The organism is Kutzneria sp. 744, assembly GCF_000568255.1.
Taxonomy (GTDB): Bacteria; Actinomycetota; Actinomycetes; order Mycobacteriales; family Pseudonocardiaceae; genus Kutzneria.
The window spans coordinates 3,180,608-3,194,105 of record NZ_KK037166.1; the positions used below are offsets into that span (position 1 = coordinate 3,180,608).

The following is a 13,498-nucleotide window of genomic DNA, read 5'->3' on the forward strand; positions in this document are numbered from 1 at the left end:
CGTGGGCGCCGATGCCCTCCACCGCGGTCCTGCACCCGTCGGCGGCGGCGAGCAGTTCGCTCCCCAGGACGTGCGCGTCGCGCACCAGGCGAACTATTCGCGCTTTCCCGATCGGCGAAGCCGGATCGACGTCAGTTCAGGAACCGCCCGTCAGCCGACCACGTGAACGGCCACGGCTGGCGTGTAAGCCACCCGGCCGTGGCAGGCGACGCGCACCAATGCCCACCAGTGCGAGCCAATCCTGGCCGTGCCGGCCGCATGCGCGCTGAAGGAGATCGATGCCGTGCCGCTTGCGGCGACGGTGAACGGCTGAATCCGCGGGCCGACGCGCACGTCGTCGGCCCAGGTCCCATACGGGCTGATCAGCGTCGCCTCACCCCGGATCTCGCTCTGGGCGTGGTTTTCCAGCAACACCGGCAGTTCGACGACCCGGCCCGCGGCCAGTTCCAGCACGTCCGCGCCCAGCCGAACGCCGAGCAGAGTGTCGTCCGCGGGCGGCTTGCCGACGACTACTTCGCTGGTGTCCTCAAGGAGTTGGCCCAGGCTGTCGCGGATACGGGCGGCGAGCAGCCGACGACCCGGTAGCGTGCCGCGCACGGTGAGCGTGAACTCGGCGAACCCGTCGCGGGAGAGGTAGTAGGCCCATCTGCCCGGCTGCTCGGCGACGAGTCCCGGGGGGATGGCGAGTTCGACGGCACCGGACGCCGGCCGCCCGCTACAGCTGACGGTGACCCGCACCTCCGCCGTCCCGCCGAGATCCAGGTGTAGCCGCGCCGGGCTGACGTGCACGCTCAACGGGAGGTTGCCGAGCGGCGCCGGTCCCGCGTTGTGCCGCCAGTAGCGGGGTGAACACCGGTTGCACCGGCTCCTGAGCACGAGCCAGTCGGACACTGGAGTCGATCAGCACGGGCGACGGCGTGAGGCGCACGGTGGCGACATCCGCAGCGGCCAACCCGACGGTGGCGCGGCCACTGTGGACGGTGAGCGGCTCGGTTCTCCTCTCTTCCAACACGTCTGTGCGGCATGCCGACGTGAGCCCGCCGTGCAGGCCGACCGTGGCGGTCACCGGTGTGCCCGTGGTCTCGTAGAGCCGCACGGTGATCCCGTCGGCCGGAGCCATTGTGTCCGCGGCACCGGAGGCGAGCGGGTTGCCCGCCGGCTTGGCCGCGGTGAGCAGCACCTCGGGCGGAGACACCGTGATCAGGCCGAGCTCCGACGGCAGGTCACCGGGCGTGCTGGGCACCTGTCGGGCGCGCACCGGGTGGTTGACGTCCTGGCCGGCACGGGCGAAACCGGCCTGCCGCCAGTCGCCCGCGCCGGAAACCAGGCTCAGCTCGAAGGCGTGCGACCAATGCTGCCAGGCGAAGCTGGAACCGTCCGGGGCCGTGCGACGTTCGCCGTCGATCCACACCCCGCACGGCCAGCCGCTGCACGACCGCATCAGCGAGATGTGCAGCGTGCCGTCCGGGGCGACGACAAATCCCGGCGTGCCGCGGTTCACCACGGCCACCGAGTGGTCCACGGCCGGCTCGGACGTTCCCGCGAGTCCGTCGGGCACATCGACTTCCACGCACGCGTCGGCGAGGTCCGCGATCAACGCGCCCAGGTCGGCGACGATCAGCACGGCCAGGTCCCGGGGTCCGCGAAGGTCGGCGTCCGGTGTCCACAGCTCTCGTCGCGTCCGGGTCGCCGGCACGAAAACCCGGCCATGTCGGTCCAACGCCCGCCGATAGGAGTCGCCCGCGCTGCCCAGCACCTCCTCCGCAAAGACGTTGCCGGCCATGACGATGCGCACATCGGGCAGGTTCGAGTCGACGTCCAGGGCGCCGTACCGCGGTCCCTCCGGGCGCGTGGTCGTCGCGGTCACGCCCTTGGCCACCAAGGCGACGAGCAGTTCACGCACCAGACGCTCGTCGGCGGCGGCCACCAGTTCGGCAACTCCGACGCAGTGGTCCTGGCTACGGCCGTCCTGGCGCCGCAGCCGCAGCCGAACCGGGCTGGACAGCTCGGCGGCATCAACATCGGGGAAGCCGAACGACCGGCCCACGGCCGCGAAGCCGACCTCCGCCACCGGCAGCGCGCCCGGCAGGTCGAAGGCGAACCTCGCGCGCAGCAGGTGATCCTGCCCGATGGAACCGTCCACGAAGCACCGGATGTCCACTCTGGACAGTCCCCGCCAGAGCACGGTGTGCTGGGTGATCCGCAGCCCGCCGAGCTCCGTGCTGCTGACGATCCGCTCGCCGAGCGGGCTCGTCTCCACGCGCACCTCGGCCGGTGTCTCGCCACTGCCCCGGCCGGGCCCAGCTGGAAGCAGGTGCCACGGCCCTTCCTCCCACACCGGGTGCTGGGCGTGCTCGGCCTGCAACACCAGCTCCGACGCCAACCCACCGTCGCGCACCAGCTCTCGTCCGGCACGTCGATCGCGGACCCGCGACAGCGCGCCGCCCCGGGCCGGATCGGCCTCGACCACGAAGGCGTCGTTCTCGATCGGCCGATGGGCGGATTCGGCCGTCCACGACGGCGGCACGGTCTCGGCGCCGACCGCTCGGTAGACCCGGTATCCGCAGGCGGGCAGTTGACGGGCAAGGAAAGTCAGGGTGACTTCGACGAGGACGCCGTCCGGAGTCCGCAGCACCGCGTCCGTCACGGCGGGCACAGGTTCGCCATGCGGATCGACCAGTGCGACGCCCCGGGCATCGGGCGGAAGATCTCGTACGGTCACGGAGACCACAGCGTCTCTGACGAAGGACACCGTGTTGACCGCGATCACCGCCTGCCCCGGCCCCGAGGTGTCCACCCGCGAGGCCAGGTGATCGACGGCGCCGGCGAGCACCTCGCGGCCGAGCTCGTCGGCCTCCCGCCAGCCGGCGACCAGATCCAGGTAGACCTGGTCGGACTCGGTGCCGGTGATCGCGTCGTGGTGCGCGCCGTACACCAGCTGCCGCCACGCCTTGTCCAGCGCCTCGTCGGGAAAGCGGGCGCCGAGCAGCGCGGCGAGCGTGGCCACTCGTTCACCGTCCAAAACGGACACTTCGGCCGAGCGCTGCGCCTGCTTGGTGTCGATGTAGGAGACGTCCTTGCCGGTGTAGACCGGGTTCATGTCCCGGGTCTGCGGCGAGAACGTCACCGAGCGCTCGGCGGCGTCGGCGCGCACCGCGGCGAAGAACTCGCGGGGCAGGCCGACCACGAACCTGGGCCACACGTATCTGGCGTTCCACTCGCGGTGGATCTGGGTGCAGAACCGGGACGGGACATTGTGGTCGTGGCCGACCGGCAGGAGCACGTTGCGGGTCGCCGCCACCCGACGCAGCGTGCTGAACTGCCGGTACGCCTCGGCCATCGCCTCGTCCAGCGTGGCCTTGCGTTCGATGTCCCAGCCGGCGACATAGTGGTCGGCGAGGTAGGCGGTGAGCAGCCCGCGACCGCTCGGCGCGATCCACTCGAACTCCGAGGGGAACTGCATCCGGGTGATGTCGCCGGTGTGCCGCTTGGCCCCGACGTGGTGCCATGGCCCGCGCGCCCAGACGCTGGAGTCCAGTCCGGCGTCGGCCATCAGGCCCGGATAGGCCGGGTCGTGCCCGAACACGTCCAGCATCCACGCCGAACGCGGGTCGGCGCCGAGCACGTCGCGCTGGTAGCCGATGCCGTGCACGGCGTTGCGGATGGTCGACTCGGGGTGGGTCAGGTTGGTGTTGGCCTCGTTGTAGTTGCCGCCGACCAACTCGATGCGCCCGTCACGGATGAACCCGCGCAGGTCGCGGCGGTCCTCGGGGAAGGCGTCCCAGTGCGGCTTGAGGTAGTCGACCTCGGCCAGCACGAACCGGTAGTCCTCGTCCTGGCGGGCGGCGTCCAGGTGGGCGCGCACCAGATCGAACGCCGAGAGCTGGAACGGCATCCGCTTCTCCTGCGCGCCGGGCAGGTCCAGCCAGGTGTCGGTGAAGCCGGCCTGGGTGTTCCACCACACCGGGTCGTAGTGGAAGTGCGAGACCATCCACATGGTCCAGCCGGTCTCCGCGGCCGTCACCATCGTGTCCAGAGTAGACAGTGCGCTGCCGTCGTCGGCGCGTTCGACGAGCACGGTCGCCGGGTACGCCACACCGGGAGAGGTCGGCGCCGCGAAGACGATGCCGACCTCCACCACGACCTCGTCAACGCCCATCGGCACGGCCGCCGCCTCCGGCGTCCGCACCAGCGGACCGGCCAGCCGGACCAGCAGCGGAGCCGACCGCTGGCCGGCCAGGGTCACCCGCACGATCTGACGCGGCGCCGCGGTCGTCCCGACGAAGAGGTCCGTGTCCTGGACACTGGTGATGGGCATGTCGATCCCGGCTACTTGGCGTTGGCCAGCGCGGTCTTGGCGTCGCTGAAGAACTGGCTGACGCCGTCGGCGATGGTCGTCTTGCCGAAGGCGATCTGCTTGGCCGCGTTGTCCAAGGCCGTCTTGACGTCCTTGTAGCCGGGCGGGGCCGTCGGGGCGTTGGGCAGTCCGTCCTTGGCCGCCTGCTGGGCCACGTACTGGCCGTAGGTCACGTCCCGCTTGCCCGCGGCGTCGAAAGTGGGCAGCAGCAGGTTCAGCGCCTTGTCCGAGGGCGGGAGGCCGCGCTGGATGCCCATGGCCTTGATGGCGTCGTCGTCGCTGACGAAGAAGTCGATCAGCTTGGCCGCGCCGTCGGGGTTGTGGCTCTTGGCCGGCACGCACAGCAGCACGCCGCCGTTGAGCGCCTCGCCGGTCTTGCCTTCCTTGCTCCGCGGCACCACCACGATGTCCAGGGTGTGCGGAGTGAGCGGCTGCATCTGCGCCAGTCCCCATCCCGTCGTCATCGCGATCTGGCCGGCGATCAGTGGATGGGTGCCGCTGGCCTCGCCGGCATTGGCCAGCAGGTCCGGCGGGGTGATCGCACCGCTGCGGCGCAGTCCGGCCCAGTAGTCGAACCACTCGGTGAGCTCGTCGGCCCCGAAGCCCGAGTTGACCGCTCGGGGTGCAGAGATCCTTGCCGCGCTGGCGCAGCCACGGCTGCAGCGCGCCGGAGTCGTCGAAGGAGGAGTCCAGTGCCCCGTACTTGCCCGACCCGAGCGCCTTGGAGGCCTCGCCGGCGATGGTGGAGAAGTCGTCCCAGGTCCAGCTGTCCGCGGGCAGCGTGACCTTCAGCTGCTCCAGCACGGTCTTGTCGTACAGGACAGGGGCGTAGCCGGAGCCCGACGGCACGCCGTAGGGCTTGCCGTTGACCGTCCCCGCGCCGCGCACCGCGGAGTACAGCGTGTCCAGGTGGATGGTGCCGGGGATGTAGCCGGACAGGTCGGTGAGCACTCCCTTGGCCGCGTACGTGCTCACCAACGCGGTGTCCATCTGGAAGATGTCGGGCGGGTTGCCGCCGGCGAACTCGGTGTTCAGTTTGTCGAAGTAGCCGTCGTAGCCGGAGTACTGGGTGGTCACCGCGATGCCGGTCTTCTTCGTGAACACCTGCAACGCCGTCTGGTAGGCCTTGTTCCGGGCGTCACCGCCCCACCACCGGAACGTCAGCGAGTTGTTCGACGGCGAACTGGTGCTGGGCGGCGCGAAGCCACAGCCGGCCAGTGCGGTCACCGCTGCGCCGCCGGCCGCGAGGCCGAGGAACCCTCTCCTGGACAGGTCGTGGGGCATGGCTGCTCTCTCTTTCTGTTCGGACGGCGCTGGTGCGGCGATGGATCACTTGATCCCGGTGTTCGCGACGCCGTCGACGAGACGTCGCTGCGAGATCAGGAAAACCGCGACGGTGGGCACGAGGGTCACGACGGACATCGCGAGCATGCCGCCGTAGCTGGACCCGCTGGCCTTGTCGATGAACGAGTTCAGCCCGAGCGGCACGGTGTAGCGGCTGTTGTCCGACAGATAGACCAGCTGGCGCAGGAAGTCGTTGAAGGTCCAGATGAAGGTCAGCACGCCGGTGGTGATCAGTGCCGGCCGCAGCAGCGGCACGGTGATGGTGAGGAACACCCGTAGCTGGCCGGCGCCGTCCAGCGCGGCCGCCTCGTCCAGCTCGCGCGGGATGCCGCGGATGAACTGCACCATCAGGAAGATGAAAAACGCGTCGTAGGCGAGGAGGTACGGCACCACCAGCGGCAGGAACGTGTTGATCCAGTTGAGCTGGTAGAAGATCGTGTACTGCGGGATCAGTGTGGCCTGGAACGGCAGCATGAGCGTGCCGAGCATCAGCGCGAACCACACCCTGCGCAGCGCGAAGTCCAACCGTGCGAACGCGTACGCGGCCATCGAGCAGGAGACCAGGTTGCCGACCACCACGCAGATCGAGACCGTCGCCGAGTTGGCCAGGTACACGCTGAACGAGGTGCCGGTGGCGGTCCACCCGCTGAGGTAGTTGGCGACGGTGAACTGGAACGGCAGCGGGTTGACCGTGGTGAAGATCAGGTTCTCCGGCTTGAACGACGCGCCGACGAGCCACACCAGCGGGTAGATCATCACGATCAGCGTCAGCAGCAGCACGACGTGCGCGCGCCAGTGGAACCGGGCTCGGCGCCGGGGCAGGGCGGGGGTTGTCATCGCGGTGTCTGCTCTCACTCGGCGTAGTTGACCCAGCGGCGCGCCGACCAGAAGTACACGGCGGTGAACGCGCCGATCACCAGGAACAGCACCCAGGCCATCGCCGAGGCGTATCCCATCTGCAGGCTGCCGAATCCCTTGAGGTACAGATAGAGCGTGTAGAGCAGGGTCGAGTCGATCGGGCCGCCGGTGCCGCTGGACACCACGAAGGCCGGCGTGAAGGTCTGGAACGCGTTGATCGTCTCCAGCACCAGGTTGAAGAACACCATCGGGGACAGCAGCGGGAGGGTGATCGTGAAGAAGACCCGGAACCGGCCGGCGCCGTCCAGCGCGGCGGCCTCGTAGAGCTCCTGCGGCAGTTGCTTGAGGCCGGCCAGGAAGATCAGCATCGGGGTGCCGAACTGCCAGCCGGACAGCAGCACCAGCGTCCACAGCGCGTACCGGGGGTCGCCGATCCAGTCCGCGCCCCTGATCCCGAACCAGCTCAGAAACTCGTTGAGCAGCCCCTGCTGGGAGAAGATCTGCCGCCACATCACGGACACCGCGACGCTCGCGCCCAGCAGTGACGGCAGGTAGAACACGGACCGGTAGAAGCCCAGCGCCGCCAGCCCGCGGTTGAGCGCCACCGCGACCAGCAGCGCCAGCGCCAGCTTCAACGGCACCGACGTCAGGACGTAGATCAGCGTGACCTTGACCGCCTGGAGATAACGCTGGTCGTGCAGGAGGTTCACGTAGTTGTCGAATCCGGTCCACTGTGGAGCGGCGAGCAGGCTGAACTTGGTCAACGACAAGTAGAGCGAGTACACCATCGGGATCAACGTGAAGCCGAAGACGCCGATCAGCCAGGGCGCGATGAAACCGTAGCCGGCCAGATTGTGCTTGTGCCGCTTACGCTTGTGGACCCGCACCGGTGCCTCGGGCGGTGGCGGCACGGGGACGGCGGCCGGGGCGGCGACCGTGTTCTCCGGCATGGGTGACACTCCTGGGACGTCGGTGGTGGCTTGCCGTTCTAGCGCCATCGATCGCGTCGCGACCGGTCGCACGGAGTGGACAGTGTGCTCTGTTCCCACGCACGGCGCCGTTCCCAGTCCGTCCCAGGGAGCTGGAATGCGCTTTCCAAGACCGTAGATGTCGACCGGTTCGAGTGTCAACGGTAATTGACCTAGACGATTAGAGCGCGGCAACGACCCGCCGCACCGCGTGCTCCCGCGCCAGCTGCGCCGCGCCGAGCACCGTGGCGCGATCCCCGAGCCGGCTGACGACCACCTCGGTGGGCCAGCTCAGCTCGGCCAACGTGTCGACCACTCCCCTGGTGAGCAAAGGATTGGCGCCCACGCCACCGCCGAGCACCACCAACCCGGGGTCGAGCACGGCACTCAGCGACACCGCCAGCTTGCCCACCTCCCTGGAATGCTCCCGGACCAGACGGCCGGCCACCGGATGGCCCCGCTCGGCCAACGCGAACAGGGCAACCGCGTCACGCGGCGGCGGACCGTCCGCAGTGGACCAGCGCGCCCGCGCCCGACGTAGCAGGCCGGGGGAACCGAGCCGGGCTTCCAACGCCTCATGGTCCGCCGGCCGGTCGTCCGTCCACGGATACGCGAGCCGCGCGAGCTCGCCCGCCGCGCCGTTCTCACCACGCAGCAGCCGCCCGTTGACCACGATCCCGGCGCCAATACCCACACCGACCTGGAGGTAGACGAACGTCTCCCGGTTCCCGGCCACTCCCTCGCGCATCTCCGCCACGGCGGCACAGTTGACATTGTTCTCGGTCAGCACGGCCGCGCCCGCAGGCAACCCGAGCGCCTCGACCGCGTCCCGGACGCGCCCGTCGACCACCGGATCGCCACCGCGGCCGGCCGGCGTCACCACATCGGACACCGCGACCACGACCGTGCGCAACGGGCCGCTGCGAACACGTCTGCGCAGCGAGGCGCGAACCATCCCGCGCGCTTCGGACAGGACCTCGGTGTTGCCTTCGCCGAGCAGTCGCCCGTCCAGGGCGACCGCCCGGAACGAGACCTGCGTGGAGCCGTGGTCCACGGCGAGCGCGTACCCGGCGGCCGGGCCGAGTCGGTATACCGCCGCCGAGCGGCCAATTGTTCCGTGGGCGGCTCCATAACGTTCGATTAATTCGATGGCCTCCAGTTCGGACACCGCCGCGGAAACCGTTGGCTTGGAAAGCCCGCAGTCGACGGCCAATTGCGGACGGGTGGCCGAGACCCTCGCCGTGAGCGCGACAAACACATCCTGAGCACTTGCGGACAGGCCCACCTCGCCGACACCTGCCTTCGTCTTCGTGCCGACCGCTAACGGTTCGCACCGTACCTCTTGACAGATGGCCGCGTTAGTAAGTTCACTACTTAACGAACAGAGCGGGTCCCAGCCGCTTCCCACGTTCACCACGAACGTGAGCATCAATCAGTTGAGAGTGCGGTACCCACGCGCCGCGCGATTTCTGACACTTCCGGAAAGGAACCCGCGTGCCGGACCTGTTCTCCGGCGTTCGGGTCGGGATCGATGTCGGCGGCACCAAGACACACCTGCGTGCCGCCCGCGGCGGCCGGGTGACGGCCGACCGCATCGTGACGAGCGAGGGGTGGCGGCCGGCCAACGCCGCGTCGGCTGCCGCATTCCTCACCGACCTGATCGCCGCCAGCCTGCCCGACGTCGCCGTCGACGCTGTCGCCGTCGGGGCCCACGGTTGTGACAGCGCACGAGCATGTGAGGCCCTGGCAACTGAGCTGGCTCGCCGGTTGCCCGCCGCCCAGTGTCTGGTGCGCAACGACGCCGAGTTGCTGGTTCCGGCGTGCGGCCTGACCGCCGGCGTCGGCGTGGTGGCCGGCACCGGCTCGGTGGCCGTCGGCCGGGACAGCCGGGACGAGCCGGTGTTCATGGGCGGCTGGGGATGGTTGATCGGGGATGAGGGCAGCGCGCCGGGCCTGCTCCGAGAGGCGGTGCGGGCCAGCATGACCGCCCGGGACCGGGGCGAGCCGCCCGACCTGCTCGCGACCGCGCTGATGCGCTCCTACGGCGTGGCCGAGGTGGCCGATCTGCCGGAAGCGATGGCGACCGAGGCCGGCGCGGTCAACTGGGGACGGCGGGCCGAGTTGGTGTTCGACGCGCTGCACGGAGGTTCCGCGCTGGCCCGCGCCGTTGTCGACGACGCGGCCGACGCCCTTGTCCGTCTGGTGACGGGCATGGCCGGTCGGGACGTCGACGTGGACGACGTAGTGGTCGCGGGCGGGGTGATCCTCAACCAGTCCAGTCTGTTCGACACATTCGCCCGCAAACTCAGGATGATCGCGCCGGTCAGCACCGTGCACCGGTTGACCGTCGATCCGGTCGTCGGCGCGGTGCGGCTCGCCGAGCGGCTGGCGGTGGGCTGACGTGGCGGACCCCGTCGTGCCCAGGGTGGCTCTCATCGGCATGCGCGGCCACGGCCGGGTGCATCTCGGCGACCTGCTGGACCGCGACCGAGACGGGCGACTCGTCCTGTGCGGCGTCGCCGACGTGCGCGAGCCCGTCGGCCCGGAGGCGGACCTGGTGGCGGGCCGCGTGTTCGACACGGACGCGGCCCGGCTGCTGAATCGGGTGCGTCCCGACATCGCCGTCATCGCCGCCCCCAGTCACGTGCACGCGGCACTCGCCGAGCAGGCGATGCTGCACGGCGCGCACATCCTGGTGGAGAAGCCGCCGGTGACCAGCCTCGCCGAGCACGACCGCCTGCTGGATGTCGCCGAGCGAACTCGCCGGCACTGCCAGGTGGGATTCCAGGCGTTCGGCTCAACCGTGGTGCAGGAGGTGTTGCGACGCAGCCGATCCGGTGAGTTCGGAGAACTGCGCCGGGTGAGCGTGGTCGGGTGTTGGAGTCGAGGCGTGGACTACTACGCCCGGTCGGACTGGGCCGGACGGCGCATGGTCGGTGGTGTCGTGGTGGCCGACGGGGCGCTGACCAACCCGTTCGCTCACGGTGTCGCCCTCGCGCTGCGCCTGGCCGCCCCGGAGTCCACTGGGCCGGTGCGGGTGCACACGGAGCCGTACCACGCCTATCCGATCGACAGTGACGACACGATGAGTGCGCGGATCGAGCCGGCCGGCGGGGCTCCGATCACCGCGGCGGTGACCTTGTGCGCCGAGCGCGAATTCGAGCCGTACGTGCGGGTGTTCGGCACAGCGGGCCAGGCGACCGTGTGGTACACCCAGGACCGCGCACGGATCGGGATCAGTGGCCGGACCGCGGAGTTGACCGGCCATCGGGTGGCACTCATCGACGATCTGATCGCGAACCTGTCCGAGGACCCGGCCGGCGACGTGCTGTGCAGTCCGCTGCGCGACACGCGATCGTCCACCGCCGTGCTGGCCGCGATCGTCGCCGGCCCGACGGCCAAGCCCATTCCGTTGCCTCACCTACGGATCACGCCGACCGCGCGCACCATCCCCGGTATCGAGGACACCGTGGTGGCCGCCGGCGAACGCGGTGTGCTGTTCTCCGATCTGGACTTGCCCTGGGCCGCCAAGGAGTGCTCATGACCCCGGTGTACCTGCCGAGCCAGCATGCGAGTCTGCACGACCTGCCCGACGATCCCGACACCCTGCGCGCGGTGCTCGCCGACGCCGTCGCGAAAGCCGTCGCCGGCCAGCAGCCGGACGGCAATCTGGAGGATCCGGCGGCCGACGACGACATCGGTGACATGACGCTCGGAGTCGTCTCGCTGCTCTGCCTTGCCTGGCATCGCGCCGACCGTCGGGACGCCGAACTGGTCGCCGCCGCTCGTCGCGGCACGGACTTCTTCCTGGCGCACCGGGTGTTCCGCACGGACAACCCGGGAGAGATGTTCCTTCGGGTCCGTGACAGCGGCCTGCCCCACATCCGCTACCTGCCCGCCGCCGGCGAACATCCTTTCGGCGACTGGCCGAGCACCGTGTGGGGTCTGCTGCACGCCGTCAACGTGCTGGACATCGGGCGCGGGCTGCTGACCGACCAGCAGCACGCCGACCTGACCGAGGTCGCTGTCGGGCTGTGGCGTTGGCTCACCGAGGCGAGTCTGTTCAACCCGCAGCAGACCGCCAACCAGGCGATCGGCGCGGTGGTGGCCGGACTGACGCTCGGCCGGCATCTGCGTGCTCGCTCAGGTGTCCACGAGGGCGATCGGATCGCGGCTGAGGCGATGTCCTGGTACGACAAGGAGATCCAGTCGGCGCGACTCCTCGACCGGGGCTTGCGGCTGCCGGCGGAGCACGGCGCAGGCCATGACCAGAACTACCTTCCGATTTCGCTGACGTTCCTGGCCAGGGCGTTCCAGGTCAGCGGCGAGCAGTGCTTCCTCGACGACGGCGACGAGATCGCCCGGTACCTGGAGGGCCGCTTGTCCAGCCGGGGCTTCGACTTCGGGGGACCCCGTTACAGCGAACAGCATTGCGGCTGCGAGGGGATGCTCGGGCTGCGGCTGTTCAGCACCAGGATCGGCGCCGACATCGGCCGCTATCTCGGCGATCGGCGGGTCGCGTACTACTGCGCCGGCCCGTCCGGCGTCCCGAGTGGACACTTCGCGTTCGCCACGGTCTGGTTCTGGCTGGACGACCAGCGGTGGCACCGCGGTCCGAGCAACACCGTCGTCCACACGCCTTTTTCGCTGCGTCAAGGCCGAACTTCGGTGTCGTTCACCGGCCAGTTGACGCCGTACCTGATCGACGTGGGCGACACGGTCGCGATCGAGTCCGTCGTGGACCATCAGCACGGGATCGGGCCGCTCGTGCGGTATCAGGACGGCAAGCGCATGCTGCTCACCCGTGCCCTCGGTCCGATGCGCACCCGCGAGGACACCGGCGCCCGACTGGGTGCCAGGCTGGTGACGAAGGCGGTCGTGACTCGCGACCAGGTCATGCTTGCTGTGCAACAGTTGTTCGTATCCGACGGCGCACGGTTGCACGTTGTCACCGTTCTCGACCGCACGGCGTTGCCGGCTGACGCCGAGGTGATGTTCCTGGCCGGACTGCCGTATGCGACCGCCGAGGGCGACCGGCAGCGCAAGATCGTCGAGGTGGCCGCACCCGGCGGCGCGCCGTTCGACCTCGGTCGGCCCGGCAAGGTCCTGGCGACCAGCGGCGCGCTGGTGGCCGGCGGCCTGGCCATCACTGCCGGCGCCCGGCTGCGGGTGATCAATCCGCCGGCCGGCCGAGCCCACGTCAACAGCCCGCACACCGTCGGACTCACCCAGGAGCAGGTCGCGTTCGAGCTGACCGACGACCCCCGCGGCTACGGCAATCCGGACGCCGGCTGGCAGCGTGTCGCCCAGACCAACCTGGTGCTGGCCGACCGGATCGCCGACGCGCCCTCCGACCTCGCCGTGTTCGCGGTGCGGTACGGGCCGGCCGACGAGGTGACCGCGGCCGGTCCGATTCCGGTGTCCGCCAGCCGGACTGCCGACGGCGTGCGGGTGCTGGCCCCGGATTTCACCGCGCTGATCGGACATCCGTCGGGCGACGCCCATGGCGAACCCGTGCTGCGGGTGACCGCTCGATGACCCCCGCCGTCCTGCGTGTCGGGGATTCGACCGTGGCCGAGTACGTGATCGACCCCCAGATCGATCCGACCCTGGCCCCCAGGCCGTACCTGCATCCGATACGCACCCGCGCCGGCACCGTGATCACCGACGCACTGCCGGCCGACCACCACTGGCACCTGGGGGTCGGACTGGCTATGCCCGATGTGGCCGGGGCCAATCTCTGGGGTGGACGCAGTTACGTGCACGGACGGGGCTACGTGTGGTTGCCCGACCACGGCCGTGTCGAGCACATCGGTTGGCGTGACCGGACATTCGACGCGGTGACCCACGACCTGGCCTGGAAGGGGCCGCGCGGCAACACATTGCTGGTCGAGCGGCGCACCGTGTGTGCCGAGGGGGCCGCCAACGGTTGGCGGCTCACCGTGGGCACGCACCTGACCAATCCGGGACA

At 69.9% G+C, this 13,498-nt stretch carries 10 protein-coding genes and 1 pseudogene; 4 read left to right on the plus strand and 7 right to left on the minus strand.

What is annotated here, in order from left to right:
* Positions 1-150: 150 nt before the first annotated feature.
* The 7 genes and pseudogenes from KUTG_RS61215 to KUTG_RS14185 form a co-directional block, all read right to left on the minus strand.
* Positions 151-738, minus strand: coding sequence for a hypothetical protein (locus KUTG_RS61215; RefSeq protein ID WP_198047157.1), 588 nt, complete (start codon positions 736-738; stop codon positions 151-153).
* On the minus strand, positions 716-4,318 hold the full coding sequence (locus KUTG_RS14160) for a glycoside hydrolase family 38 N-terminal domain-containing protein (RefSeq protein WP_052394477.1): 3,603 nt from the start codon (positions 4,316-4,318) through the stop codon (positions 716-718). The genes KUTG_RS61215 and KUTG_RS14160 overlap by 23 nt, the downstream gene beginning before the upstream one ends.
* A gap of 11 nt (positions 4,319-4,329) precedes the next feature.
* The gene (locus tag KUTG_RS65200; protein ID WP_084581121.1) at positions 4,330-4,989 is read right to left on the minus strand and encodes an extracellular solute-binding protein; all 660 of its coding nucleotides are present in this window, start codon (positions 4,987-4,989) and stop codon (positions 4,330-4,332) included.
* Between the two features lie 97 nt (positions 4,990-5,086).
* Positions 5,087-5,641 (minus strand): annotated as a pseudogene (locus KUTG_RS66150) (ABC transporter substrate-binding protein); the annotation flags it as partial.
* 45 nt (positions 5,642-5,686) lie between these two features.
* Positions 5,687-6,538 (minus strand): carbohydrate ABC transporter permease, encoded by an 852-nt coding sequence (locus KUTG_RS14175; RefSeq protein WP_043717275.1) that lies wholly within the window; start codon positions 6,536-6,538, stop codon positions 5,687-5,689.
* Between the two features lie 14 nt (positions 6,539-6,552).
* On the minus strand, positions 6,553-7,509 hold the full coding sequence (locus tag KUTG_RS14180) for a carbohydrate ABC transporter permease (RefSeq protein ID WP_084579308.1): 957 nt from the start codon (positions 7,507-7,509) through the stop codon (positions 6,553-6,555).
* A gap of 199 nt (positions 7,510-7,708) precedes the next feature.
* Entirely contained in the window at positions 7,709-8,956 is a 1,248-nt protein-coding gene (locus KUTG_RS14185) for an ROK family protein (RefSeq protein ID WP_084579310.1), read from the minus strand.
* A gap of 65 nt (positions 8,957-9,021) precedes the next feature.
* Here KUTG_RS14185 and KUTG_RS14190 point away from each other — a divergent pair, with 65 nt between their 5' ends.
* The 4 genes from KUTG_RS14190 to KUTG_RS61220 all read left to right on the plus strand — a co-directional run.
* Positions 9,022-9,927, plus strand: a complete 906-nt coding sequence (locus tag KUTG_RS14190) for an N-acetylglucosamine kinase (protein WP_043717277.1) — start codon at positions 9,022-9,024, stop codon at positions 9,925-9,927.
* A 1-nt stretch (position 9,928) separates the two neighbouring features.
* Positions 9,929-11,071, plus strand: a complete 1,143-nt coding sequence (locus KUTG_RS14195; RefSeq protein WP_052394480.1) for a Gfo/Idh/MocA family protein — start codon at positions 9,929-9,931, stop codon at positions 11,069-11,071.
* Entirely contained in the window at positions 11,068-13,065 is a 1,998-nt protein-coding gene (locus tag KUTG_RS14200) for a hypothetical protein (protein ID WP_198047159.1), read from the plus strand. The genes KUTG_RS14195 and KUTG_RS14200 overlap by 4 nt, the downstream gene beginning before the upstream one ends.
* Positions 13,062-13,498 (plus strand): DUF6807 family protein (locus KUTG_RS61220; protein ID WP_043729315.1); only part of this gene is annotated, 437 nt, incomplete at its 3' end. The genes KUTG_RS14200 and KUTG_RS61220, both read left to right, overlap by 4 nt.

Bases quoted from the DNA above. Each gene is read 5' to 3' on its own strand.
- KUTG_RS14180 (WP_084579308.1), bottom strand. From the start codon at position 7,509: ATGCCGGAGAACACGGTCGCCGCCCCGGCCGCCGTCCCCGTGCCGCCA.
- KUTG_RS14200 (WP_198047159.1), top strand. From the start codon at position 11,068: ATGACCCCGGTGTACCTGCCGAGCCAGCATGCGAGTCTGCACGACCTG.
- KUTG_RS14175 (WP_043717275.1), bottom strand. From the start codon at position 6,538: ATGACAACCCCCGCCCTGCCCCGGCGCCGAGCCCGGTTCCACTGGCGC.
- KUTG_RS14160 (WP_052394477.1), bottom strand. From the start codon at position 4,318: ATGCCCATCACCAGTGTCCAGGACACGGACCTCTTCGTCGGGACGACC.
- KUTG_RS14185 (WP_084579310.1), bottom strand. From the start codon at position 8,956: ATGCTCACGTTCGTGGTGAACGTGGGAAGCGGCTGGGACCCGCTCTGT.